Raw genomic sequence first — 26,702 nt, forward strand, 5'->3', positions numbered from 1 at the left:
TGGGGCGTGATGATCGTTACCCGGTATTCATAATAATGTGCCCGTTTGTGGGGAAATATCCTGGAATGTGATGCGAAGACTTGATGAGTTGACCCTGGCCGATGTCGCTGTGCGGGATGGGCTCAAGTGGACGCAAGTCGGGCCTGGGGTGATTCCGGCCTGGGTCGCTGACATGGATTTTCCGCCGCCGGAGGCTGTGCGGGAGGCTGTGGCGCGACGGGTGGCCACCGACCTGGGGTATCCGGGCTGGCTTGACGACGCGACCGTCGGACCGCTGGCGGAGGCGTTCTCGGAGCGTATGGAGACGCGTTACGGGTTCCAGGCGGATCCGACGCTGGTGCGGGCGTTCACTGATTTGAACCAGGTCCTGCAGATCATTCTGCATCTGCTGACTGAGCCGGGCGATGGTGTGCTGGTGCATACCCCCACGTACAACGCGTTCCTGGACACGTTGCGGGTGATGAATCGGCCGCCGGTTCCCATGAAGCTGACGCCAAACGGCGAGACCTGGACGTTCGAGCAGCCGGCGGATGTGGCCGGAGCCAAGGTGCTGCTCCTGGTCAATCCGCACAACCCCACCGGGCACTGCTTCACCCGGGCCGAGCTGCAGGGCCTGGCCGAGCTGGCCGAGCGGCACGACTTGATCGTGATCGCGGACGAGATCCACGCTGACCTCGCCTACTCCCCCGGCGCCCATGTCTCCTTCGGCAGCCTGCTCCCGGACCGCACGATCACCCTCACGTCCGCCAGCAAGGCGTTCAACATGGGCGGCGTGCACTGCGCGGTGGCGCATCTCGGGCATCCGGCCGTCAAAGCCGCCCTCGACGCCCAGCCCCCGCACCTGTACGGCGCCGCCGGAGTCCTCGGCGTCGACGCCACCGTGGCCGCCTGGCGGCACGGAGACGCCTGGCTGGCCGAGGTCCTGACGATCCTCGACCACAACCGCAAACTGATCGCCGAACGCATCCCCGCGGACGTCCGCTACCAGATCCCGGCCGCCACCTACCTGGGCTGGCTCGACTTCGGCATCCCCGACGCCGCCGGCCGCCTCGAAAGCGAGGCCGGGGTTCGACTGAACCCCGGCCCGCTCTTCGGCGCTCCGGATGGCTTCGCCCGCCTGAACTTCGGCACCTCACCCCCGATCCTGGAAGAGATCCTCACCAGGATCGGGACCGCGATGCCCAGAATTTCAGCCGATCTGAGTTAGTTAGGAACGCCCGGAGGGTCAGGGGGACGTGCAGGTGTAGCCGGACGGCAGTGAGGTGTTGTTGTTGGGGCGGCTGGCCTGGAAGCCGAAGCTGGTTGTGCCGTTGGGTGCCAGGGTGCCGTTGGAGGTGGTGTTCTTGGCTGTGACAGTCTGGCCGCTGACGGTGAAGACCGCGTTCCAGGAGCCGGTGATGGTGTGGCCGGCGGGGAGGGTGAAGGTCACCGTCCAGGCGGTGATGCCCGAGGTGCCGGTGTTGGTCACGTTGACGGGCTGGATGACGTAGCCGTTGTTCCAGGAGGTCTGCGTGGTGGCCGTGACCGAGCAGCCGCCCGTGCTGGTTCCGGTGGTGGTGACGGAGACCGTGTTGGACACCGCGGACTGGTTGCCCGCGCCGTCCCGGGCCCGGACCTGGAAGCGGTAGGTGGTGGAGGCGGTGAGGCCGGTGGCCGCGAACGACGGGGTGGTCGAGGTGCCGACCACGGCGAAGGTGCCGCCGCTCGCTCCGGGCGCCCGGAGGATGTCATATCCGGCCAGGCCGCTGCCGCCGGTGTCGGTGGAGGCGGTCCAGGCCAGCTGGGTGCCCGTGGCCGTGGTGCCGGAGGCGGCCAGACCGGCGGGCGTGCTGGGCGGCGTGGTGTCGGTGGCGGCCGTGGTGGTCACGGACACCGTGTTCGACACCGCGGACTGGTTGCCCGCGCCGTCGCGAGCCCGGACCTGGAACCGGTAGGTCGTACCAGCGGTAAGACCGGTAGCCGCGAACGAAGCGGTCGTCGAAGTACCGACCACCGCGAACGTCCCCCCACTCGCACCAGGCGCGCGCAGGATGTCATATCCGGCCAGGCCGCTGCCGCCGGTGTCGGTGGAGGCGGTCCAGGCCAGCTGAGTCCCCGTGGACGTCGTCCCCGAAGCCGCCAGACCGGCGGGCGTGCTCGGCGGGGTCGTGTCCGTGGGCGGGGGCGACGAACCGGGCGGAACTGGCGCGATCAGGTACGGCTGGAGGATGTTCTGCTTGGCGGTCTGGACGGTCACCCAGTCGTCCATCACGATTCCGCCGGTGTCACCCGAGTTCGGGTTCCACGACCAGTACGTGAACGACATGCCGTTCACCCCGGTCCCGGTGTACCGCATCAGCTCGGTCAGCCAGATCCGGTCGACGTTGCTGGCCAGCGTGCTGCCGAACTCGCCCATCATGATCGGCGCGATGTTCTGCTTGTGAATGTAACCGAAGTACTTGTCCCAGATCGCCGGCATGTTGGCCGGGTAGGTCGGGTCGCTGAACCAGGTCTGGTTGAAGACCGAGGTCGCGTACTCGTGCGGTGAGTAGACCAGCCGGTTGGCCACGTTCAGCCGGACCGGGAACTCGCCGGCCTTGGTGAGGTTGCCGCCCCACCAGCCGCAGTCCTCGTCGTTGCTCGGGTCGTTGTCCCACACGTTGGACAGACCGCCGCTCGGGCAGCTGACGCCCTCGACGAAGATCAGCCAGTTCGGCTGGACCGCGAGGATGGCGTTGCCGGCGCGCTCGGCGGCCAGCCGCCAGTCGCGGCTCTCCACGCCGCAGCCCCAGCAGGAGCCGGTCGCGTTCGGGTTGGTGCCCTCGGCGTGCGGCTCGTTGTGCAGGTCGGCGCCGATGACGGTGGTGTTGCCCGCGTACCGCTGCGCCAGCATCCGCCAGTTGGCGATCCAGGTGCTCTCGGGGACGGTGGAGGTGTACCAGAGCGCGGACTGCCCGGCCGCGGTGGGCCGGTGCCGGTCCAGGATGATCCGCATGCCCTTGGTCCCGGCGTACTCGATCACCTTGTCCAGGATCTGGAGGGGTGAGAGCCCGATGAGGTCCGGGTTGGTGAAGTCGTTGATGCCGGTCGCGACCGCGCCCGCCTTGAGCGCGTCGTCGGAGTACGGCACCCGGATGGTGTTGTACCCGAGCTGCGCCATGTGGTCGATCTGGGACTTCCACGTCACGCTGGCCCACAGGCCGTGGAAGGTCTTGTTGTCGGTCTCCATGCCGAACCAGTTGATGCCGGTGATGCGGACCGTCGCGCCGGACGCGTCAACGATCTTGTTGCCGGAGGTGTGCAGATATCCGGTGCCGGTGCCGGCCGCGTTCGCGGGGGAGCTGGTCGCGACGAGCATCGCCGCCACCATTCCCACGCTGACCGCGATCGACCCCAGGACTCTGCCGAGTCGTGAGGTAGTGAGTCTGGACAAGGTAGACCGCCCTCCACCCTGGGGACGGCCGCCATGAGCCGACGGTCAGCGCGCACCCCAAGAACCGCCGCTCAGCCGAGCGGCGGTGGTCGCGGCATGCCCTGACCGCACGCCTCATACGATGTTCGTTTTGTATGGCTCGCCGCAATTTTGAGCGCCGCGCGACACCACGGTCAATGTCCCGGTACGGCCGGCGAACCCCCCGCACCGGGACCGACCCTCACGGAACGATGTTCACCAGCTTCGGCGCACGCACGATGACCTTGCGCGGAGCCCCGGACAGGTACTGCTGGACCTTGTCCGACCCCAGGGCCAGCGCCTCCAGCTCAGCGTCCGAAATGTCCGGTGAAACTTCCAGCCGCTCCCGGACCTTGCCCGCCACCTGCACCACGCAGGTGACCGAGTCCAGCACCAGCAGCGCCGGATCCGGCGCCGGCCACCCGGCCAGCGCCACCGGAGCCTGGTGCCCCAGCCGCTCCCAGCCCTCTTCGGCCACGTAGGGCGCGACCAGCGACAGCATGACCGTCAGCGTCTCTGCGGCCTCCCGGACCGCCGGGTCGGCCGCGCCTGGCCCGGAGTCGATCGCCTTGCGGGCCGCCGAGGTCAGCTCCATCATCCGCGCCACGGCGACGTTGAACCGGTTGCTCTCGACCAGCCGGGTGACCTCGTCCAGGGTGTGGTGGGTGACCTTGCGCAGCGCCAGGTCGCCGGTGGCCGGGTCCACGCCGGGCTCGCTCGCGACCTCGGCCATCACCCGGAAGGCGCGGGCCAGGAACTTCTGCGACGCGAACGGGGACACGTCGGCCCAGTCGATGTCGTCCTCGGGCGGCCCGGCGAACACCATGGTCAGCCGGACGGCGTCCACCCCGTACGCGTCGATCTGCTGGCCCAGGTCCACGCCGTTGCCCAGGTTCTTGGACATGGCCTTGCCGGCGTTGATGACCTGGCCCTGGTTCAGCAGCCGCAGGAACGGCTCCTCGAAGTCGACCATGCCCATGTCGTGCAGCACCTTGGTGAAGAACCGGCTGTACAGCAGGTGCAGCACCGCGTGCTCGACGCCGCCGACGTACTGGTCGATCGGCCCCCACTTGCGGATCCGCTCCACATCGAAAGGCCCGTCCACGTACGTCGGATCCACGTACCGCAGGAAGTACCACGACGAGTCGACGAAGGTGTCCATCGTGTCGGTGTCGCGCTTGGCCGGTCCCGCGCACTTCGGGCAGGGCACGTTGACCCAGTCGGTGGCCGAGGCCAGCGGGGAGACGCCGCGCGGGGCCAGCGCCTCGCCGCGCAGATCCGGCAGGACCACCGGCAGCTGCTCGTCGGGGACCGGGACCTCGCCGCAGTCGGGGCAGTGGATGATCGGGATCGGGGTGCCCCAGAACCGCTGCCGGGACAGCAGCCAGTCGCGCAGCCGGTAGTTGACGGTGGCCCGGCCGGTGCCGCGCTCCTCCAGCACCTCGATGATCCGGGCGATGCCGTCGGCCTTGCCCAGGCCGTCCAGCGGCCCGGAGTTGACCAGCGTGCCCTCGCCCGCGGTGGCGACGCCGGTCTCGCCGGGGTCGGCCATGCCGGTGTGCACGACGACCCGGATCGGCAGGTCGAACTTGCGGGCGAAGTCCAGGTCGCGCTGGTCGTGCGCGGGCACCGCCATGATCGCGCCGTGCCCGTAGTCGGCCAGCACGTAGTCGGCCGCCCAGACCGGGATGCGCTCCCCGTTGACCGGGTTGATCGCGTGCACGCCCAGGAAGACGCCGGTCTTCTCCTTGTCGGTGGCCAGCCGCTCGATGTCGGTCAGCTTGGCCACCTCGGCCCGGTACGCCTCCAGCGCGCCCAGTTCGGCCGGCGCGCAGATCTCGGCGGCCAGCGGCGCGTCCGCGGCGACCACGAAGAAGGTGGCGCCGAACAGCGTGTCCGGGCGGGTGGTGTAGACGGTGACCGGCGTGTCCCGGCCCTCGATCTGGAAGCGCACGTCGGCGCCGGTGGAGCGGCCGATCCAGTTGCGCTGCATGGTCAGCACCCGCTCGGGCCAGCCGCCCTCCAGCTGCGCCATGTCGTCCAGCAGCCGGTCCGCGTAGTCAGTGATCTTGAAGTACCACTGGGTCAGCTCGCGGCGCACCACGACCGCGCCGCAGCGCTCGCACTTGCCCTGCACGACCTGCTCGTTGGCCAGCACGGTCTGGTCGTTCGGGCACCAGTTGACCAGGCCGCCCTTCCGGTACGCCAGGCCACGCTCGAAGAACCGGTTGAACAGCCACTGGTTCCACCGGTAGTACTCCGGGTCGCTGGTGTGCAGCCGGCGGGTCCAGTCGAAGGAGATGCCGTAACGCTTGAAGGAGTGCGCCTGGGTCTCGATGTTGGCGTACGTCCACTCGGACGGGTGCGCGTTGCGCTTGATCGCCGCGTTCTCGGCGGGCAGGCCGAAGGAGTCCCACCCGATCGGGTGCAGGACGTTGCAACCCTTCTGGAACCAGTAGCGCGCGACCACGTCGGCGATGGCGAACACCTCGCCGTGGCCCATGTGCAGGTCACCCGACGGGTACGGGAACATGTCGAGCACGTACTTACGCGGCCGGGGGTCGGCCTCGTCCTCGCTCGCCGCGTAGGGCGTCATCTGCTCCCAGCGCGGCTGCCATTTGGCCTGCAGCGCCTGCGGGTCGTACACCTGCTCATCCACGGTCCACTCCTGATTTATCGACACCTGCCCATAAGAAAACCCCCCGGCGTTCAGCACGAGGGGCAGCCGCATCGAGGCTTGACTTCAGCTCGCTCGATGCGGCCCGGTAAGCAGCAGGGTCTCCGCACGCATACCCCAAGCGTAGCGCAGCCGACAACGGGATCGCCGATGCTATCGAAGGAGGGAGGCGATCTTACACGCGGAGTCAACTGCCGATACCCGATGGTGATAGATCCGTTGTGACCGCTGGTGTCCCTTTCCTTTACCCTCATCTCGTGGCGAACTCAGTCGACCCGGGATCGGGCCCGGATTTCCGGGAGACCGACCTCCCGATGCAGGATCCGCCGACCGACCCCACGGGTGAGCAGTTCCGGGGGGCTTTCTCGGGTTTCGCTGCGGTGCCCCCCGGGTCGCATGAGATCATGCCAGGTGCCCCTAATTCGGGCATGAACTCGGGAGGTACCATGCCCTCGGAGCAGAACGAGTCGCAGCGAGCCGCTGCTCGTGGCGGCGGCTGGCCGGAGGTGCCACCGGCCTGGCCCGACGTCCCGCCGGCCTCGGGTCCCCCGCCTGGCCGGCCGTTCCAGGAGCCCCCGCCCGCCGACCCGTACGGGCAGCGCCCCTACCGCACCGGCGAGCACCCGGTCCTCCCCCCGCCGCTCAACGAGTACGACCAGCAGCCCCGGGTGGGGCGCGGCGGCACCGACCCCTTCGGAAGGCCGGTATATCGGGACCCGCAGGCCGGCCCCCCGCAGGAGCCGCAGCACTCGCGTGAACCGCAGCCCCGCGACTTCCAGATGCGCGAGCCCTGGGAGCAGCCCCGTGAGCAGCAGTTCCGGGACCCCCAGCAGCACGACCAGCAGTTCCGGCAGCCGCCGGACCGCCGCCCCCGGGAGCCTGAGCACCCGGCCCCCGACCCCTTCTCGACCGGCTCCTTCGGCGTCCCCCAGTTCGAGCAGGCCCCGCCCCGCCACGGCAACCGCCCGCCCGAACCGCCGTACCCCGAGCCGCAGTACTCCGGCCCGCAACACACGGGACCTCAGCAGACCGGCCCGCAACACCTCGGCCCCCAGCACACCGGCCCGCAATATCCCGGACCCCAGCAGCCCGGACCCCAGCACCCTGGTCCGCAGCAAAGCGGTCCGCAGCACATGGGCCCGCAACACCCCGGTCCGCAGCAAACCGGCCCTCAGCACATGGGCCCCCAGCACACGGGCCCGCAGCACCCCGGACCCCAGCAGCCCGGACCCCAGCAGCCCGGACCCCAGCAGCCCGGACCGCGTGATCCGCAGACCTTCGGCATGGTGAGCCCGCAGGCGTTCGGCACCGGTGAGACCCCGCTCTACCGCGCCGAATCCGCCGCCCCGCCGCAGCAGGCGCCTCCCGCGTCGTACAACGGCCCGCAGACCGGCGAGCACGGCGTCCCCCAGTTCCCGATGGCCGCCCAGCGCCCCCCGCAGGCCCCGCCGCAGCAGCAGCACCCGCATTCCCCGGGGGAAGATCCGTACAAGCCGTTCGTGACGGCGGGCCAGATCAGCGGCCCGAAGACGCCGCCCGCGCACCGCCAGCAGGAGCTCTGGAACACCGTCTTCGGCGAGAACTACCAGGCCATCGACGAGTACGACGACGAGGAGGAGCGCGGCCGCCCGATCTGGCTGTTCGCGCTCGCCGGTTCCGTCCTGCTCGCGCTGATCGGCGCGCTGCTGTGGGCGTTCCTGGCCGGGCCGCTGGCCGGCGAGGACACCTCCCCCAGCCAGCCGGCCACGACCGCGAAGCCGTCCCCGTCCAAGTCCGGCGCCGCCCAGCCCGCGGCCCAGTCGGGGCTCCCGGTCTACGAGGGCACCCCGTCCCCCGTGCAGGGCCGGATCACCGACGCCGCCGCGCACGTCTCGGTGCCGCAGCTCGGCGGCCAGTGGAAGGCCGACCTGGACGAGCAGACCATCCAGTCCACCTACGGCTACGTCACCCGCCAGTTCGTGAACGCGGGCCTCACCACGAAGGGCAAGCCGCAGTTCGCCCAGGTGATGACGGGACCGCTGGCCCAGGATCTGGCCGCCAAGTTCACCACGGCCGACGACCTGCGCCCGGTGCTGAGCGCGGTGGTGCTCAAGGCGCGGCAGAACATCTTCCCCAAGGGCAACAAGGTGGCCAAGGTCGGCCAGCAGAAGCTCAAGGGCGGGATCGGCCAGCTGGCCGCGTACAAGGTGAGCGACGACGGCGGGACGACGCTGGTGGTGGTCGCCGCGGTGAACACGGGCGCGCCGCTGCCGTCGATCGTCTACATGCAGGTGCCGGACATCAAGGACGATCTGCTGCCCGACGTGAACACCGTGTTCAAGTCGATCAAGGTGGCCAACTAGAACGTGCAGTCCATGTGCTTGGTCCCGTTGATGAAGCTGGAGAACAGCCGTTCCGGCTGACCGGCCTCGATCTGCGGGACCCGGCTCAGCAGTTCGCGGAACATCACGGTGATCTCGCGCCGGGCCAGGTGCGCCCCGAGGCAGAAGTGCGGCCCTGGCCCGCCGAACCCGACGTGCGGGTTCGGGCTGCGGGTGATGTCGAACCGGTACGGAGCGGCGAACACCCGATCGTCCCGGTTGGCCGACCAGTAGTACATGACGACCTTCTCGCCCGCCTTGTACAGGTTGCCGTTCATCACATGGTCCCGGGTCACCTTGCGCCGCATGTAGTTGACCGGCGCCGCCAGCCGGACGATCTCCTCGACCGCGCCGGGCGCCCGCCCGTCCACGTCGTCGAGCCAGAGCGCCTTCTGGCCGGGATTGACGGTGAGCAGGCGCAAGCCGTACGAGATGGCGTTCCTGGTGGTCTCGTTGCCGGCCACCACGAGCAGGATGAAGAAGGAGCCAAGTTCCTGCGCGGTCAGCTGCTCGCCGTCGATGTTGGCGTTGACCAGGGACGAGGTGAGGTCGTCGGTGGGTTTGCCGAGGCGGTGCGCGGCCAGGTCCTGGACCAGCTGCTGGAGTTCCATGCCGGCGGTGAGCAGGGAGGTGGCGATGGCGGCGGGGTCGCTGACGTATTCGGGGTCGGACGCGCCGAGGATGACGTTCGAGCGGTCGAAGACGTAGCGGTAGTCGCTCTCGGGGATGCCCATCATGTCGCAGATGATCTTCAAGGGCAGCCGGGCGGCCACTTCGGTGACGAAGTCACAGCCGGGGCCGGCGGCCAGCAGATCGGTCACGATCTGGGCGGCGGCCGTCTCCACGTCGGCCTCGAACTGCTTGATCATCTTGGGCGTGAAGGCGCGCGAGACGATCCGCCTGAGCCGGGCGTGCCGGGGGTCGTCCATGCTGATCATGGAGCCGAAGTACTCGATGAACTCGGCCGGCATGTCCACGATGTTGGTCGCGCCGCCGCTGCCGGAGCAGAAGATCTCCGGGTTGCGGCTCGCCTCCAGGATGTCGGCGTGCCGGACCAGGGCGTGGTAGCCCACGCCCGGCGCGGCGAAGGAGACCTCGGGCTCGGCGTAGAAGGCCGGTTTGTCCAGGTCGCGGAGCAGCTGGAAGGCGTGCTCGCGCTCAGCCATCGGACGGGCCCAGAAGTCCCAGTCGGACAGGTCGATGTCGGTGGCCGACGTGATCGGCGCACGCTCAAGCGGCGATGTCGTCATGCGGCCCCTCCAGAATGACGTTCGGTCTATCGTGCCACAATCGGGCGGAAATCGGCGGCCCCGCCGACAATAAGATCGTCTACCACGTATAGCCGACGTGTTTGACCCCGTTGATGAAGTTGGACAGCAGGTAGTCGGGCTCCCCCACCGCCCGGATCCGCGGATGCCGGGTGAACAGCTCGCGGAACATGACGGTGATCTCGCGCCGGGCCAGATGCGCGCCCAGGCAGTAGTGCGGGCCCGGCCCGCCGAACCCGACGTGCGGGTTCGGGCTGCGGGTGACGTCGAACACGTCCGGGTCGGCGAACACGGCCTCGTCCCGGTTGGCCGAGTTGTAGAACAGCAGCACCTTGTCGCCCGCCCGGTAGTCCTGGCCGTTCATGGTGTGGTCGCGGGTCAGCGTACGGCGGAACTGGATCACCGGCGTCGAGTACCTGACGACTTCCTCCACGGCGCCGGGCACGTGCGTCTCGAAGTCGCCGAGCAGCAGTTCGCGCTGTTCCGGGTGGTCGGTGAGCAGCTTCAGGCCGTGCGCGATCGCGTTCCTGGTGGTCTCGCTGCCGGCCACCACGAGCAGGATGAAGAACGATCCCAGCTCCTGCGTGGTAAGCCGCTCCTCGCCGTTGACCAGCAGCGAGGTCAGGTCGCCTGTCGGGTGCCTGCGGCGTTCCCGGCCGAGCCGCTGCGCCAGCAGGCTCAGCCCGCGCCCGGCCCCGATCAGCTTGAGCAGGCCGCGCGCCACCGGCAGCCGCCGGTTGAGCGCGGCGTCGTCGAAGTCGACGGCGATGCCGGAGTACTCGGCGTCGGCGTTGGCCAGGATGACGTTGGTGCGCTGGAGGATCTCTTCGTGCTGGTCGGCGGGGATGCCCATCATGTCGCAGATGACCTGGACCGGCAGCCGGGCGGCGATCTCGCTGACGAAGTCGCCGGAGTCCGGGGCCCGGCTGACGATCTCCCCGGCGGCGCGCCGCAGGTCCTCCTCCATCTTGGCGAGGATGCGCGGGGTGAAGGCGCGCGAGACGATCCGCCGGAGCCGGGCGTGCCGGGGATCGTCCATGTTGATCATCGAGCCGAAGTAGACGGCCAGCCAGCGGGGCAGGTCGGGGATGCTGTTGGAGGCGGGTTCGCTGCTGAAGACGGCGGCGTTGCGGCTGGCCTCGGTGACGTCGGCGTGCCGTACCAGCGCGTAGTAGCCGTTGCCCTTCTTGATGAAAGGGACCTTGTTCTCGTAGCAGAAGACCGGCCGGTCCAGCTCGCGCAGGCGCCGGAACGCGGCCGTCCGCTCGTCCTGGGGGCGGCCCCAGAACGGGATGGCGGACAGGTCGATGCCGGTGGTCACGCCCATGACGCCGCCTTCAGCAGATCGGCCGCCTTCTCGGCGATCATGATGGTGGGGGCGTGGATGTGGCCGCGGGTGAGGGTCGGCATCACCGACGCGTCCACCACGCGCAGCCCGGCCACGCCGCGCACCCGCAGCTCGGGGTCGACGACGGAGTCCTCGTCGTCGCCCATCCTGCAGGTGCCGACGGGGTGGTAGAGGGTCTCGGCGCGTTCCCTGACCCAGCGGGCCAGCTCCTCGTCGGTCTCCGGCCCCCAGTACGGATCCATCGGCCCGCCCGCGAACGGCCGCAGCGCGGCGGCGGAACTGATCTGCTTGGCCACTTTCAACCCGGCCACCAACCGGTGTAAATCGGCCTCGGCCGTCAGGTACGCGGGATCGATGACCGCCTTGCCGTCCCTGATCGTGATCCGGCCCCGGCTCTCCGGCTGGAGCAGGATCGCGGCGACGGTGATCCCGTGCCCGGACGGCGGGGTCAGGCCGTGGTCGATGAACAGGCCGGGCGCGAAGATCAGCTCGATGTCGGGGGCCGGCTCGTCCGGGCTGGTCCGGATGAAGGCGACCGCCTCGGCCACGTTCGTGGTCAGCATGCCGCGCCGCCGGAACAGGAAGTTCAGCAGGTTCGGCAGGGTCTCCGCGCCGCTCAGCGTGATCGGCTGGGGGCAGTGCAGGAGGACGCCGGTGGCCAGGTGGTCCATCAGGTTGGCGCCGACCTGCGGCGACGCGCGGACCACGTCGATCAGGTCGGCGGCCAGCACGTCCGGGTCGCCGACGCCGGAGAGCATCAGCAGCTGCGGCGAGCCGATCGCGCCGGCCGACAGGATGACCTCGCGGGTGGCGGTGACGCGCAGGTCGTCGCCGTACTCGACGCCGACGGCGCGGCCGTCCTCGATCAGCACCTTGTGCACGTGGGCGGCCGTCAGCACGGTCAGGTTGCCGCGGTTCATGGCCGGGCGCAGGTAGGCGTCGGCGGCGCTGCACCGGTGGCCGCGCAGCTGGGTGACCGGGGTGGTGCAGTAGCCCTCGTTGGTACGGCCGTTCAGCTCGGCCAGCCGGGTCAGGCCGACCTCCGCGCAGGCGGCCAGGAAGGCGGGGGTGATCACGCTGGGGCTGCGCAGCTCGGAGATGGTGATCGGGCCGTCGGTGCCGTACAGGCCGCCCTCGTTGGAGCCGGCCCGTCCCTCGGCGCGCTGGAAGTACGGCAGGACCTCGTCGTAGCTCCAGCCGGGCAGGCCCCACTGGTCGTAGTCGCGGGCGGTGCCGCGCACCCACATCTGCGCGTTCATCGACGACGAGCCACCGAGCATGCGGCCGCGCGGCCAGTACAGCTCGCGGCCGGAGAGTTCGCTCTGCTTCGTGGTGGTGTAGTCCCAGTCGCAGGGCGTCTTGAACAGCTTGGCGAAGCCCGCGGGCATGCGGACCTCCAGCTTGCGGTCACTCCCGCCGGCCTCGATCAGCGCGACCTTGACGTTCGGGTCCTCGCTCAGCCGGGCGGCGAGCACACAGCCCGCCGAACCCGCCCCGACGATCACGTAGTCGAAATCCATAACTCCGTGCTTACTCCGGTTCCGGGAATGCGTCCAGTTCGCAACCTAGTGTTACCTACCGGTTGGTATGTAGCGGTGGAACTATATGGACATGCTCAATCTGTCCATCGTGCTGGAGGACAGCGCCCGGGAGACCCCGGACCGTGCCGCCGTGGTCTTCGGCGACCTCCGTCTGCCGTACTCGTTCGTCGACTCCGTGGCCAACCAGGTGGCGAACCTGCTGGTGTCGCGGGGCATCGGCCGGGGCGACAAGGTCGCCATCGCCTGCCCGAACCTGCCGTACTTCCCGTTCGTCTACTTCGGGATCCTGAAGTCCGGGGCGACGGTGGTGCCGCTGAACGTGCTCTTACAGTCCCGCGAGATCGCCTACCACCTGGCCGACTCCGACGCCAAGGCGCTGTTCTGCTTCGAGGGGACCCCCGAACTGCCGCTCGGCGAGCGTGGCCGGGCCGGGTTCGACGACTCCGCGGCCGAGCACTTCTTCGTGCTGCCCGCCGTCCCCCTCGCGACCGAGTCGCCGTACGGCGAGACGCTCTGGGCCGCGCTCGACGGCATGGCGAGCGAGTTCGAGACCGTGCAGACCTCGCCGGAGGACACCGCGGTGATCCTCTACACCAGCGGCACCACCGGGCAGCCCAAGGGCGCCGAGCTGAGCCACCAGAACATGCTGATCAACGCCATGATCAGCGATGAGATGTACCCGCGCCAGCCGCAGGACGTCTACCTGGCGACGCTGCCGCTGTTCCACTCCTTCGGCCAGACCGTGGTCATGAACGCGGGCTTCCGCCGCCGCGCGACCCTGGTGCTGATGCCCCGGTTCGAGCCCGCCGACGCGCTGCGCCTGATGAACCGGGAGCAGGTCACCCTGTTCGCGGGCGTGCCCACCATGTACTGGGCGCTGCTCACCACCGTGCACACCGCCGGCGCCGAGGTCCCCGCCTCGCTCGCCACCGCCGTCGCGGGCGGCTCCGCGCTCCCCGTCGAAGTGCTCAAGGACTTCGAGAAGACCTTCGGCGTGCCCATCATGGAGGGGTACGGCCTGTCGGAGACCTCGCCCGTCGCCTCCTTCAACCAGCTCGGCAAGGTGGCCAAGGCCGGCTCGATCGGCACGCCGGTCTGGGGCGTCGAGATGAAGCTGATCGACAACGAGTGGCGCGGCGTGGACGACGTCGGCGAGATCGCGATCCGCGGCCACAACATCATGAAGGGCTATTACAACCGTCCGGAAGCCACCAGGGAGGTCATGCGCGACGGCTGGTTCCGTACCGGTGACATCGCCCGGCGGGACGAGGACGGTTACTACTTCATCGTCGACCGGGCCAAGGACATGATCATCCGGGGTGGTTTCAACGTGTACCCCCGGGAGGTCGAGGAGGTCCTGATGACCCATGAGGCGGTCTCGCTGGTCGCCGTCATCGGCGTCCCGCACGACTCGCACGGCGAGGAGGTCAAGGCGTTCGTCATCCCCGCGGCGGGCGTCACGGTCACCGAAGCCGAGCTGGTCGCGTGGTCCAAGGAGATGATGGCGGGCTACAAATACCCGCGCATCGTGGAGTTCCGCGACAGCCTGCCGATGACCGCCACCGGCAAGATCCTCAAGCGCGAGCTGCGGTAGCCGTAATTTCTCGGTGTGATTCCCCGGAAACTTAGCGGGTAGGGGGGCGCGGGTACGGTCCGCCCGCCATCGAAAGTTTCCGGGGAGAAACGCCATGCGAGGCCATGCGATCACCGGTGCGTTACTGCTCTTAGCGGGGCTCTTAGCGATCCCCGCCGCACCGGCTGCGAACGCCAGCGCAGCGACGACGCCGTTCCAGCGAGGCACCAAATACGAAGCGGAATCCGCCACGATCGTCCAGGGCCGGGTGGAGAAGGCCCGCCGCGGCTACACCGGCGAAGGCTACGTCAACGGGTCCAACCAGACCGGGAGTTACGTCGAGTGGTCGGTCACGGCCGAGACGGCCGGCCCGGCGAAGATCCTGATCCGGTACGCGAACACGAGCGGGCGGTCCGGCCGCGCGGACATCGCGGTCAACGGCCAGACCATCGCCGAGGACCAGCGTTTCCCCGGAACCCGCTGGTGGCGGTTCTGGCGGACGGTGTCCTTCCGGACGACCTTGAACCCGGGCGCCAACACCATCCGGATCACCTCGGCGTCGCGGCGCGGCAACCCGCACCTGGACTACCTGGAAGTCCGCAGCCTCACGACGCCTCCCACGGAAACCCCGCCTCCCAGCGAGACACCCCCACCCTCGGAAACGCCGCCCTCGGAAACGCCGCCTTCCGAAACACCGCCTTCCGAAACACCGCCCTCGGAGACGCCGCCGCCTTCGGAGACTCCTCCTCCGACGGAATGCCCGACCGTGACCCCACCGGCGGAGACCCCGCCCGGCGAAACGCCGCCAGTGGAGTCCGAGTCCCCCTCGCTCCTGAGCTCGCCCCCAGCCGAGACTCCTCCTGCGGAGACTCCCCCGGCCGAAACCCCGCCCGCGGAGACGCCTCCGGCAGAAACGCCTCCGGCTGAGACCCCTCCAGTTGAAACCCCGCCGTCAGAGACGCCTCCGGCTGAGACCCCGGTTCCGCCGGGTGAGTGCCCGCCGCCCGGTGAGGACACCGAAATTCCGACCGCGCCCGGTCAGCCGGTCTGCGGGGACTTCGGCCCCACCGAGCTCTCGATGGACTGGCCGGTCTCCACCGACAACGTGGAAGTCACCGGTTACGACATCTTCGACGGCGGCACGATGATCGCCCAGGCGACCGCTCCCCCGGTGCTCATCGTCGGGCTCACCCCGGCCACCACCTACCAGCTCACCATCCTCGCCCGCGACGCGGCCGGGAACGTCTCCGACAGCAGCCCGTCGGTCGAGTGCGCCACCACCGAGGCCGAGGACACCGAGCCTCCGAGCGCGCCCGCCGCGCTGGCCCAGGCCAACGTCACGGCCACCACGGTCGACCTGACCTGGCAGGCCTCCACCGGCGAGCCCACGGCCTACCTGGTCAGGGACGCCGAGGAGAACGTCCTGGCCACCGTCCCCGGTGACGCCACCGGCGCCACCGTCTCCGGGCTGACCTGCGCGACGCCGTACACCGTGCACCTGGTCGCCGAGGACGCGGCCGGGAACACCTCCGAGCCGAGCGGCACCCAGGAGTTCACCACGGCGGCCTGCGCGGCCAAGCCGGGCGTGCCGCAGGAGGCGGCGACGCTGTCCGAAGGCTGGACCATCCCGTGGGACGTCGCCTGGTCGCCGACCGGGGACTGGGCGCTGGTCACCCAGCGGGACGACTTCAAGATCTACAAGGTCACGGCGGAGGGTCAGCGCACCGAGGTCGGCGCCGTCCCCGAGACCGTCACCACCGACGGCGAGGGCGGCCTGATGGGCATCGCCATCCCGCCGGCCTGGAACGGCGGCACCGACCGCGACGTCTACGTCATGCACACGGCCGCCGAAGGCAACCGGGTGGCCCGGATGAGCTTCGACGGCACCGCCCTGGCCGACTACCGCACGGTCCTGACCGGCATCCGCAAGAACCGCTTCCACAACGGCGGCCGGATCAGATTCGGCCCGGACGGCTTCCTGTACGTCACCACCGGCGACGCTCAGCAGCCCACCCTGGCCCAGGACCCGGCCTCACTCAACGGCAAGATCCTGCGCGTCACCCGGGACGGCGCCGCCGCCCCCGGCAACCCGTCCGGCACTCCCGTCTACTCGCTCGGCCACCGCAACCCGCAGGGCCTGGCCTGGGACTCGGCCGGCCGGCTCTGGGCCAGCGAACTCGGCAACAACGCCGCGGACGAGCTCAACCTGATCGAGGCGGGCAAGAACTACGGCTGGCCGACCTGCGAGGGCGCCTGCGAGACCGAGGGCATGACCAACCCGAAGAAGACCTGGACCCCCGACACGGCCTCGCCCAGCGGCATGGCCATCGTCGGGGACACGATCTACCTGGCCGCGATGCGCGGCCAACGGCTGTGGCGCATCCCCCTGAACGGCACCGAGGCGGGCGAGGCGTCCGCCTACTTCCAGGGCGTGCACGGCCGGCTGCGGGCGGTCGAGAAGGTGCCGGACGCCGACGCGCTGTGGCTCGGCACCACCAACGGCCAAGCAGACCGGCTCCTACAAGTCCGACTCGGTTAGCGGTCAGATTTCGATCGCCACCGGCACGCCGATCTTAATGGCGATTGGTGTGTATATATCCGTGGGGGAATAAGCCAGCAGGGAGATCAGCAACGCATATCGCACAGGAAGGTCTACCCGGTCGCGGCGGTTGTTCTGCTTCCACCAACCGCCGACCGGGTAAACAGCGATCACGCCGCAGCGCGCAAGTGCAGCTCCGTCCCCCGTCCAGATGTCGGCGTGAAGTGATCCCGAACTCCGGCGCTGAGTCCCGAACTCCCAACGGTCGTCTACGGTTGAGCTGGGCCGGACCCCCCGCTCCTCACCCTCGGCCTCGTTACTCAGTCGTCGCTGGAAGTCCGCACGGCTCTCCGTAGGGCGGATGACATCGAACCGGAGCCCGTGCGAGGGGTACGCATACCTACCCTGCCAGCCCCGATTCGAAGGATTCGGCTCAATGAAGTACGACAGCGTCACCCGCATCCGAACCTGTTCATGCATAAGCCCTTGGAGTTGGTCCGATGGCCAGGGAAGCTCATGAAGCCGCATGGCGCGCATGCTGATGCCGGAACCCGACAATGCGAATGGTTGAAACTCATCCTGGATGATCAGCGTGACGTTGCTCGCCGCGCTTGTCAGCACTCGTCTCTCTGTTGGTACCCCCCATCCGTAGCGCTTCAACAGGGCATGCCGTCTCGGCTTGGCCGATTGAGCTCTTGGGCTGGGAAAGTGTGCGCGCATCGTCGGCGTCCACTCTGCCGAGTGCACAAGCAATCCCCGGACCGCTTCGGGTGAGAGGGTCGGGTAGCGGCTGAGGACCAGCGCACCCAGACGAGCGGCCTGAGAAGTTGCGGCGCTCGTTGCGTTCGCGGTGGTGACAAGCCGGCCGGGATATCCGCTTGTGGTGGCGACCTGGACGGCATCATGTTGATCGAATGTTCCGGAAGGCGAAATGAGAAGATTGCCGCCTTCCATCACTATGTCAGGCTTGATCGGGCGCCCTTTCCCCCACGGCACTGACGTGCGGCTGAAGGGGGACAGCTCGCCCTCGGGTGCCATGACCCGGTATCCAGCGAACATCGGGGCGACGGGCGGGTCCGCCCGATCTGTATAGGCACCCACCGCGAGCGCGTTCCAAGCTTGGGCAGGGTCCCGGATCTGCCGCGAGTCGCTGACCGCGAGATGGTCAGCGTGCCAATCCACGTTGGTGACGTTGCCAGCACTGATGAAGAACAACCGCGAAGCCGATGGATCAGGCATGCCCAGCAGGGTGATCCCCGTAGCGCTGGGCGCGATCTCGGTACCGATCGCGAGCGCGTCGATGGCCGATGACCACGAGGTCGGCCGCCCGTCAGACCCTTTTACATCGCCGGAGGTCACAGCCATGGAGTAAACCCGCGGCCGAATCTGCTCTATCTCCACCCGGGAAGTGGCGTCCGCTATGACCTTGCCGTACAGCCTGGGGTCGTTCTGGTCGTCGTGCTGCCCCCGGAGGATCTTGACCGATTCGAGACGGTGCTCAAGGCGCACCGGATGCGAGCTCACGAGGTGCTGGTCGAGGTCCCCCAGCAGCGCGAGCCCGGCCATCTCAGTCCCATGTGTGGCACCTTGGACCGGGGCCGAGGTTGTGCCTGGAATTACGGTGTGCGTGCCGTCAAAGGACGCTTGCAGCAGAGGGTGGCTGGCGAGGACTCCGCAGTCCAGTACACAGACCGCTGGTGCCTGCGGGTCAGCGACGGCGATGCGGTCCTCAAGGTCCTGTACGAGATCCACTTGAAACTGGCGGTCGACAGTGAAAAATTCTTCTGTGGAGCTGGGATTTCGCAATTCCCCTGGGATCGCGTTGGTGGTCAGCAGAATTCCGAGTTCCTCGGCGCTCGCGCGGATCAGAGTCACATCGCGGTAAGGGAAAGCAAGCGCGGCGTCGGCAATCGGCCATCGGAACTCCTCGGCTACCTGGCGCAACTCGCTCACGGGCTCGTGACCCTTGTTGAGCTTTACTAACCAGATCTCCCACCAGCGGGTCTCCGACGGGTCAGGGAAAGGCTCATTCTCCTGCCAGAGCTCTTGGAGCATCGACAGGCGGAGTTCCTCAATGTTGGCCACCAGCGCAGCGTTCTTCGGCTTTCCACTGCTTGTGTGTTCGGTAGCGAACTGCTCAAACAGCCGGAGGAAGTCTGCGACAGCCGGGAAGGGCATCCATACAAGTGCGCGCTCTGGCTGTTCCTCGGTCTCCGGCTGTACCGACAGCAGTTTGGCTCCCCGCGCGTCCAGTCGCTCCAGGGCGAGGTGGTGGCCCGGTGACCAGCAGGTGACGGTGACAACAAACCCGTCGCCTCGCAGGTTCTCTGGAAGCTCGGCTAGCGCTGCGCGAGCGGCATCATCGGAATGTTCGAGGTCCGCGGTCAGCTTGGCTGAGTGCCCAACCTTATCGAGAATCTCCCTAAGGCCACCGCCACCCCGGGCCTGGCGCCCTTTGTACCCGGCGTCGATACCGCTACCCGGGACAATCAGGTGCGGCAGATGACGTCGCCCAGGTGGCGTGGGCTCACCCATGCCGCGTCGCGCGGCGGGAATCGAGGGCTGCGGTTAGCGCACTCGTGGACAGCGGGACCTCTCCCCCGAGAATCGCGGCCTTGGCTGCGGCCTCCCCGGCTCGGACGAGCTCGGCGTGGCTCAACCCGCCAACGCGATCGGCGAGTTCTTCCCAGTTCACTCCCTTGGTGTTCATTGACACGAGCCTCCGACGCAGGACTTCAATGGCTTCATCCGCACTCGGTATATCATAGGTAATAACTGCGTCGAACCTGCGGAAAAGCGCGTTGTCGAGGATCCCGGGGTGGTTCGTGGCTGCCACCACGAGGCTCTCCGGCCGGGCTTCGTCCAGGAAAAGCAGGAAACTATTGAGAATGCGGCGAGCTTCGCCAACATCTCCCTCAACACGACGTTCCGCGCCAATGGCGTCAAATTCGTCAAATAGGTACACTGCTCGACTTTTCGCCGCAGCGTCGAACACCAGCCGGAGCTTTGCAGCGGTTTGTCCCATAAATTTGCTGATCAGTCCATCCAGGCGGACGGTGAACAGTGGAAGACTCAGTTCTTTGGCGAGCATCGCGGCGCTCATACTCTTGCCGGTTCCGGGCAGTCCGACGAGCAGCAATCGGCAGATCGGCGCGAAGCCGTGGTTCTCGAGCCGCTCCCGCTGACGCTGCTCATGCAGCACACGTTGAAGCTCATGTCGAAGGGTCCTCGCCAGCGTCATATCGCTGAGGCGGACCTCTGGGTAGCTCGCGGTGACCAGGTCTGCCAGCTCGCCACGGGGCTGCACTACAGGTGTGGGCTCGTGACGGCGAATAGGTTGGGCGTGCGCCGAGTCGATGAGTTCGCGGAGTTCACTCGCCAGCCGGGTGTGCCCTTGGCGCGCGGACTTGGCGGCCAACTGCAAGGCAACGCTGTAGAACGCCTCTTCGTCACCCTCCGCATGGGCTCGGAGGAGGGCCTTGACGTGGTCCGCTGACGCAGTCATGACCTTCCTTCGCGCGAGTCCCGCTACCGGGACTCACCTTCGTGTTCCGGGAGTGCTGTCGCACCCTATCCATGCCCGTGGCGAGGGGTCACGATACCGGCGTTGCCGGCAGCGGGTTCGTAACAGTTTCCAGAGACAGCCTCAAATCCCAAATGCAGTATAAACCCGGAGTAATCGCCCAATCCTGATCACATGCCTCTGCGACGTGGCGTTTTACCAGCTCCTGTCAGTAGGCTTACCGATCTAAGGGACTCAGTGCGGAGGCGGCAGCAGTGGTGGATCGTGTCATCGAGAACCCGATCATCAACTCGCCGTACCTGCCTCCCAGCAAGCACTTCGAGTTCGACAAACAGGGCGTTCCCGGCGACCTCGTCGAGGGAAGGCGCCAAAGCTCGTTCTTCATCCCGGTGCCGAAGTCCCGCAAACGGGGTGCTCAAACCGAACTGGACTTCCTGGAGCTGGGCCTGGATGGCGACCAGATCGAGGAGAACCAGTTCGTCAACGCGATCCGCCGCCGCGTCGATCGGTGGCGAGGATCGCGCTACCCCAACGTCACACCCACCACGCGGCGGCTACTGGAGTATTGGAGCGATCCCGACCGGGACAACAAGATCCTCTTCTGTCAGCGTGAGGCCGCCGAAACCGCGATCTACCTGGCCGAGGCTGTGCACAAGGAGGGCGACTCCTTCATCCACAGCGAGCTCGGCAAGCTGAACAGCGAATACAACGCGGGCCTGAGCCGGATCGCACTCAAGATGGCCACCGGCTCCGGCAAGACGGTCGTCATGGCGATGCTTATCGCTTGGCAGACGCTGAACAAGGTAGTCGGCCCGAAGGATAGGCGCTTCGCCAAGCGCTTCCTGCTCGTCGCACCCGGCCTGACCATCCGCGACCGCCTCCGTGTCCTGTTGCCCGAGGACGACGACAACTACTACCGCATGCGAGACCTCGTTCCCGCGGAGCTGTACGGTTCGCTCGCCCAAGCGAAGATCGCGATCACGAACTACCACGCCTTCCAGCGCCGTGAGACCAGAATGGGCCAGGGCGTGGCCAAGACCACCAAGGAATTACTGGCCGGCAGGTCCGGCGTGCCCAGTCCATTCCTGGAGACGACCGGTCAGATGGTCGCCCGTGTCTGCCGCGAACTGGGCACCAGCAAGTCCGAGATCATCGTCCTCAACGACGAAGCGCACCACTGCTACCGCGACCGTGTCGATGACCCCGAAACCGGAGCCGAGGTCGAGTTCACGCGCGAGGAGAAGAGAGAAGCCGAGGACGCGCTCGAAGAAGCTCGCGTCTGGTTCAAGGGGCTTCAAGCGGTCCGGAAGCACCTGGGCATCAAGGCCGTCTACGACCTGTCGGCCACCCCGTTCTTCCTCGCCGGCTCCGGGTACAAGGAGGGCACTCTCTTCCCGTGGGTGGTCAGTGATTTCTCGCTGATCGACGCCATCGAGTCCGGCATCGTGAAAATCCCCCGGGTGCCGGTTGACGACAACCGCGCCTCGGCCGACGTCACCTACTTGCAGCTCTGGCAGAACATTCGTGACCAGCTTCCCAAGAAGGGGCGCAAGGACTCCACGGTCGACTCTGAATACCTGCCGCCCGCACTGGAGGGGGCGCTCCGCAGCCTCTACGACTCCTACCGGAAGGCGTATGCCGTGTGGGAGGGGTCGGAGGCCGCCCGCGAGGGCGATCCGCCGCCCGTGTTCATCGTGGTCTGCAACAACACCACCGTCTCGAAGATGGTCTTCGACTGGATCGGCGGTTGGGACCGGCAGCTTGAGGACGAGACCATCGTTCCCGTCAAGGGCAAGCTGCCGCTCTTCTCGAACATCGACGACAACGACCGGTGGCTGCACCGGCCACCAACCATCCTTGTGGACTCCCAGCAGTTCGAGAAGGGCGAGCTCTCGCCTGAGTTCCGCAAGACGCTCGGCCACGAGATCGAGGAGTTCAAGCAGGAGCACGCCCGGCGCTTCCCCGGCCGCTCAACCGACGACGTGGACGACACCGAAATCCTGCGTGAGGTGATGAACACCGTCGGCAAGAAGGGCAAGCTGGGCGAACACGTCCGTTGTGTGGTCAGCGTCTCCATGCTCACCGAGGGCTGGGACGCCAACACCGTCAGTCATATCCTGGGCGTACGAGCGTTCGGCACCCAACTGCTGTGCGAGCAGGTCGTCGGCCGAGGCCTGCGGCGCCGGTCCTACGCGACCGACGAGAACGGCTTTTTCACTCCCGAGTACGCGGACGTGTACGGCGTGCCGTTTCACTTCATGCCGACCGCTGGGAAGGTCGTCGATCCGAAACTGCGGGTGACGCGCCGGGTTCACGCCGTGCCCGGCAGGGAAGTCACGGAGATCGTCTTTCCGCGCCTGGTGGGCTACCGGATGGAGTTGCCGGACGAGGAACTGCACGCGGCATTCGACGAGGACAGCAGACTGCATCTGTCTACAGACATGATCCCGACCGAGACGCATGTATCAGGGGTAGCAGGAATTACTACCGAGCACGTGCTGGAAGGACTCGCCGAATCTCGCGAGCAAGAGGTCGCCTTTGAGCTTGCCAAGCGGGTGATGGAGAGCTACCTCACTGACCCCGATGACCGTCGGCCGTGGCTCTTCCCGCAGATTCTGCGTATCACCAAGCAGTGGCTGGCCGAGAATGTCAGCTATGGGCCGCAGAGCTTCGTCGGCCTGCTGTTGATCGCCCAGAACGCGGACATGGCCGCTCGCCGGATCAAGGATGCGATCTTCACGGTCAAGGGTACCCGTCAGCCTCGCTCTCTGCCGATCTTCCGGCAGTTCGACCACATCGGCTCCACCAAGGAGGTCGACTTCTTCACCACGAAGCCGGTGTACCGGACGGAAGAAAGCAAATGCCATGTCAACTACGTGGTGCTGGACGGACTGGACGGTAACAGCTGGGAAGAAAAGGTCTCTCGGCTGCTGGAGCACGACCCGCGGGTCGCCGCCTACGTCAAGAACGACCATCTCGAATTCCGCATCCCTTACGCGATCAATGGCCAGACCAGACAGTACATCCCTGACTTCCTGGTACGGCTGGCGCCACTTGGACCGGACGATGACGAGCCACGCACGCTGATCGTGGAGGTGTCAGGCAGCTTCAAGCCCGCAGACTCCACGCACGAGAAGGCGGTCATCACGCGCGACCGCTGGGTTCCGGCGGTCAACAACCACGGGGGCTTCGGCCGCTGGAGCTACTGCGAACTCAAGAACCCGGACACGTTCGGGGTGGATCTGCACGACGCGATCAAGGCGCTGTACGAAGGACGAGGCCTCAGCGCCGAGGCTGGGCCTGCGTGGGATGACGACACGACTTCAACGATCTTTGCCAGCGAAGGGAAGTAGTGGGATGCCGCCGAAGAAGACCTCGGGTCCTACCGTCGTGGGGTCGTTCAAGCACGACGACAAGCGGATCAACATTCCCACCGCCGACTCACACGACCTGCTCGACGAGGAGGCCGCCAGCATCGTTCAGCTTCGGTATCCCCGTAACCCTGAACTGGATCCGCAGCTCGTCTGGAGGGGCAAGGACGATCAGGACTCCGACGACCTGGTGGTCAACGCGCCGCCGATCTACATCCAAGAGAAGATCGACCCACGCGTCCTGATCGAAAGTCTGCGCCGGACCGCCGAACGTCCCGAGGATGAGCCCGAACTGACCCTCTTCGACGACTTCGACGGCCTGGAGGGCTTCGAAGCGGTCGAGTACTACCAGCACCAGGCCAACTGGTCCAACCGGATGATCCTCGGCGACTCGCTCCAGGTCATGGCCTCACTCGCGGAGAAGGAGAACCTTCGCGGCAAGGTCCAGATGATCTACATCGACCCACCGTACGGCATCAAGTTCGGCTCGAACTTCCAGCCGTTCGTTGGGAAGCGTGACGTCACCGATGGCAAGGCCACGGATATTACGCGAGAGGTCGAGCAGATCAAGGCCTTTCGTGACACGTGGGAGTTGGGCATCCACTCCTACCTCAGCTACCTGCGCGATCGACTGGTCGTGGCTCGGGACCTACTCACTGAGTCCGGCAGTGTCTTCGTGCAAATCGGTGACGAGAACGTGCACTTGGTCCGCGCGCTTCTAGACGAAGTGTTCGGCACCGAGAGCTTCGTAAGCATGATTACCTGCGTCAAGACATCCGGTCAGACAAATAACTTCATCCCCAGCGCCGCCGACTATATTGTCTGGTATGCAAAGGATGTAAGGGCTGTAAAATATCGCCGACTATTTCAGATGCGCGAACTCGGCGGTTCCGGGTCTGACAAGTATGACCAAGTTCAGCTGGCCGATGGCCAGCGGATGAGTATTTCGGAAGCAGAGAAGCAGGGACTCTCCGGGCGAGTATTTCGCCTCGACAACCTGACTAGTCAGAGTGTTGGTCGAATGAAAGGCGAAGGTGCCGCGTCTTGGTTCCCGGTCGAACTGGGCGGTCGGAATTTCACGCCTACGATGCAGACCCGATGGAAGACCAACGAGGTCGGCATGGAACGCCTCATGATGGCTGGCCGCGTTCAAGCAACAAAGAACACACTGGCATACGTTCGCTTCCATGACGATTTCCCGGCGTATCCGCTTTCTAATGTCTGGACCGATATCGGTGGCATTCAAAGTCGGAGCGACCCAAAGATCTACGTAGTACAAACAGCCACTGCCCTGGTTCAACGGTGCATGCTGATGGCAACTGATCCGGGTGATCTAGTGCTCGACCCCACTTGCGGATCCGGGACGACCGCCTACGTCGCCGAGGAGTGGGGACGGCGATGGATCACCATCGACACCTCACGCGTGTCACTCGCGCTTGCCCGGCATCGGGTCATGGGTGCCAAGCTCCCCATGTACCTGCTGGCTGACTCCAAGGCGGGCCAGGACCAAGAGCTCAAACTGACTGGCAAGCCCCTTCCTGGCCCGTACAAAGGCGACATTCGCAAGGGGTTCGTCTACAAGCGCGTCCCGCACATCATGCTTAGCTCGATCGCCCGTAACCCGGATATCACGGATGATATGTCCCGGGACGCGATCGACGCCGCTATCAGGCGCCACTCTGAGCAGGAAGTCCTGTACGACCAGCCCTACGAGGACACCAAGAAGGTCCGGGTGGCTGGTCCTTTCACGGTGGAGTCTCTTGCTCCACACAAGACGGTCACGCCGCACGTACAGACCGGGACCGAGCGGGCTGCCACCGAAATGGACGCCTCCAGCTTCGAGCTGTCGATCCTCGACAACCTCGAGAAAGCGGGTGTCCAGAATGGTCGTAAGGGCGAGCGGCTGGACTTCGAGTCCCTGGTTCCGTACGCCGGAGAGCTGATCAACGCTGAAGGCGACCAGAAGACCGAGGACGACGCTGCCCCGCAGCGGATCGCGGTCAGCATCGGTCCGCAGTACGGCACAGTGGACCCCGACTGGATCCGCCGTGCTGCTCGCGAGGCGCTCAAAGGTGTCGGCTTCGACCTGCTTATCGTCTGCGCCTTCGCGTTCGACCCGCAGGCGATCAAGACAACCGAGGAGTTCAAACCCACAGCCGATGATTTCGCACAGGTTCAGGAGGAGCGCAAGCTCGGCAAGCTCCCGGTGTTGCTGGTCAGGATGAACTCCGACCTGGTAATGGCGGACGTGCTCAAAAAAACCGACACCGCCAACCTGTTCATGGTCTTCGGCGAGCCGGACATCGCGATCGAGCGCACAGACGAGGGCGTCGTCGCGGAGGTTCGCGGTGTGGATGTCTATGACCCGACCAGAGGAACAATCCGGTCAAGCGGGCCGAACGACATCGCGTTGTGGATGATCGACACCGACTACGACGGGGAGTCCTTCTTCGTCCGGCGCTGCTATTTCACGGGTGGGCAGCGGCCGTACGAACGACTCAAGAAGGCTCTCAGGGCTGACATCGACGAGGCGGCCTGGGAGCAGCTCTACACGACCCGCTCTCAGCCGTTCGCGCCGCCGAGCACCGGGAAGATCGCGATCAAGGTGATCAACCACTACGGCGACGAGGTGCTCCAGGTCTACGACGTGTGACGCTGGGCGCACGAGTACTCACACAGCGTCGGCGGCCCGCGCCCCCTGGGAACGGTTTGCCCGCGGGCGCGCTGCGGCCGGAGTTTGACATCTTCGACGCTACCCGCCCGGCGGGAGCTGACCGACCGAGGCCTGATCCACACCGTACCCGGCCGCGCCAGCTTCACCAGCCCCGATAGCGCCGGGGCATTCCCGCCTGCACGATCAGCGGATCGCCGCCGACCTGGCCGGGCAGATCTTTCCGGGCAGAACCCAATCCACTACCCGACGCCGGTGTGTATGGACCCGAAGAGCGGCACGGCGGTCTGTGATCACACCGTCGACCGGGCTGTGGCGCTGCCGAAAGGACTCGGCTGGGTGGAATGTGTACCTACCGGCGTCCTGCGGCCTTGCCTCCCACCGGCTGTCCGGTGTCCCTG

Annotated in this window: 13 protein-coding genes; 6 read left to right on the forward strand and 7 right to left on the reverse strand. The window is 66.9% G+C overall.

What is annotated here, in order from left to right; genetic code table 11:
* Window positions 1-70: 70 nt before the first annotated feature.
* The gene (locus tag Acor_RS15450) at window positions 71-1,207 is read left to right on the forward strand and encodes a MalY/PatB family protein (RefSeq protein ID WP_155337337.1); all 1,137 of its coding nucleotides are present in this window, start codon (window positions 71-73) and stop codon (window positions 1,205-1,207) included.
* An 18-nt stretch (window positions 1,208-1,225) separates the two neighbouring features.
* Here the strand turns inward: Acor_RS15450 and Acor_RS15455 are convergent, their stop codons facing one another.
* Window positions 1,226-3,412, reverse strand: coding sequence for a cellulase family glycosylhydrolase (locus Acor_RS15455; RefSeq protein ID WP_155337338.1), 2,187 nt, complete (start codon window positions 3,410-3,412; stop codon window positions 1,226-1,228).
* 220 nt (window positions 3,413-3,632) lie between these two features.
* Window positions 3,633-6,089 carry a leucine--tRNA ligase gene (gene leuS, locus Acor_RS15460; protein ID WP_281353226.1) on the reverse strand — a complete coding sequence of 819 codons (2,457 nt, stop codon included), beginning with the start codon at window positions 6,087-6,089 and terminating at the stop codon, window positions 3,633-3,635.
* Between the two features lie 464 nt (window positions 6,090-6,553).
* Here leuS and Acor_RS43275 point away from each other — a divergent pair, with 464 nt between their 5' ends.
* Complete coding sequence (locus Acor_RS43275; RefSeq protein ID WP_155337340.1) at window positions 6,554-8,449, forward strand: PAT1 family protein; 1,896 nt, start codon at window positions 6,554-6,556, stop codon at window positions 8,447-8,449.
* Here Acor_RS43275 and Acor_RS15470 read toward each other — a convergent pair.
* The 3 genes from Acor_RS15470 to Acor_RS15480 all read right to left on the reverse strand — a co-directional run bounded on the left by Acor_RS15470 (window position 8,446) and on the right by Acor_RS15480 (window position 12,603).
* Window positions 8,446-9,717: a cytochrome P450 gene (locus tag Acor_RS15470; RefSeq protein WP_155337341.1), complete on the reverse strand. Its 1,272-nt coding sequence runs from the start codon at window positions 9,715-9,717 to the stop codon at window positions 8,446-8,448. The two genes, Acor_RS43275 and Acor_RS15470, sit on opposite strands and share 4 nt — an antisense overlap.
* Window positions 9,718-9,796: 79 nt before the next feature.
* Window positions 9,797-11,062 (reverse strand): cytochrome P450, encoded by a 1,266-nt coding sequence (locus Acor_RS15475; protein ID WP_155337342.1) that lies wholly within the window; start codon window positions 11,060-11,062, stop codon window positions 9,797-9,799.
* Entirely contained in the window at window positions 11,053-12,603 is a 1,551-nt protein-coding gene (locus Acor_RS15480; RefSeq protein WP_155337343.1) for a GMC family oxidoreductase, read from the reverse strand. The genes Acor_RS15475 and Acor_RS15480 overlap by 10 nt, the downstream gene beginning before the upstream one ends.
* 91 nt (window positions 12,604-12,694) lie before the next feature.
* Here Acor_RS15480 and Acor_RS15485 point away from each other — a divergent pair, with 91 nt between their 5' ends.
* Complete coding sequence (locus Acor_RS15485; RefSeq protein ID WP_155337344.1) at window positions 12,695-14,218, forward strand: long-chain-fatty-acid--CoA ligase; 1,524 nt, start codon at window positions 12,695-12,697, stop codon at window positions 14,216-14,218.
* A gap of 94 nt (window positions 14,219-14,312) precedes the next feature.
* Window positions 14,313-16,736: a PQQ-dependent sugar dehydrogenase gene (locus tag Acor_RS15490; RefSeq protein WP_155337345.1), complete on the forward strand. Its 2,424-nt coding sequence runs from the start codon at window positions 14,313-14,315 to the stop codon at window positions 16,734-16,736.
* 3 nt (window positions 16,737-16,739) lie between these two features.
* Here Acor_RS15490 and Acor_RS15495 read toward each other — a convergent pair whose 3' ends face one another.
* Together Acor_RS15495 and Acor_RS15500 are read right to left on the reverse strand one after the other, a co-directional pair.
* Window positions 16,740-19,271 carry a S8 family peptidase gene (locus Acor_RS15495; RefSeq protein ID WP_155337346.1) on the reverse strand — a complete coding sequence of 844 codons (2,532 nt, stop codon included), beginning with the start codon at window positions 19,269-19,271 and terminating at the stop codon, window positions 16,740-16,742.
* Window positions 19,264-20,241 (reverse strand): AAA family ATPase, encoded by a 978-nt coding sequence (locus tag Acor_RS15500; RefSeq protein ID WP_155337347.1) that lies wholly within the window; start codon window positions 20,239-20,241, stop codon window positions 19,264-19,266. Before Acor_RS15500 ends, Acor_RS15495 begins: the two co-directional genes overlap by 8 nt.
* A gap of 272 nt (window positions 20,242-20,513) precedes the next feature.
* On the opposite strand from Acor_RS15500, the gene Acor_RS15505 reads away from it, so the two are divergent.
* Window positions 20,514-23,612, forward strand: a complete 3,099-nt coding sequence (locus Acor_RS15505; protein WP_422664808.1) for a BPTD_3080 family restriction endonuclease — start codon at window positions 20,514-20,516, stop codon at window positions 23,610-23,612.
* A gap of 4 nt (window positions 23,613-23,616) precedes the next feature.
* Window positions 23,617-26,283, forward strand: a complete 2,667-nt coding sequence (locus Acor_RS15510; protein ID WP_155337349.1) for a site-specific DNA-methyltransferase — start codon at window positions 23,617-23,619, stop codon at window positions 26,281-26,283.
* Window positions 26,284-26,702: the final 419 nt, after the last annotated feature.

It is taken from the genome of Acrocarpospora corrugata, from assembly GCF_009687845.1.
In the GTDB taxonomy this organism is placed as follows: Bacteria; Actinomycetota; Actinomycetes; order Streptosporangiales; family Streptosporangiaceae; genus Acrocarpospora; species Acrocarpospora corrugata.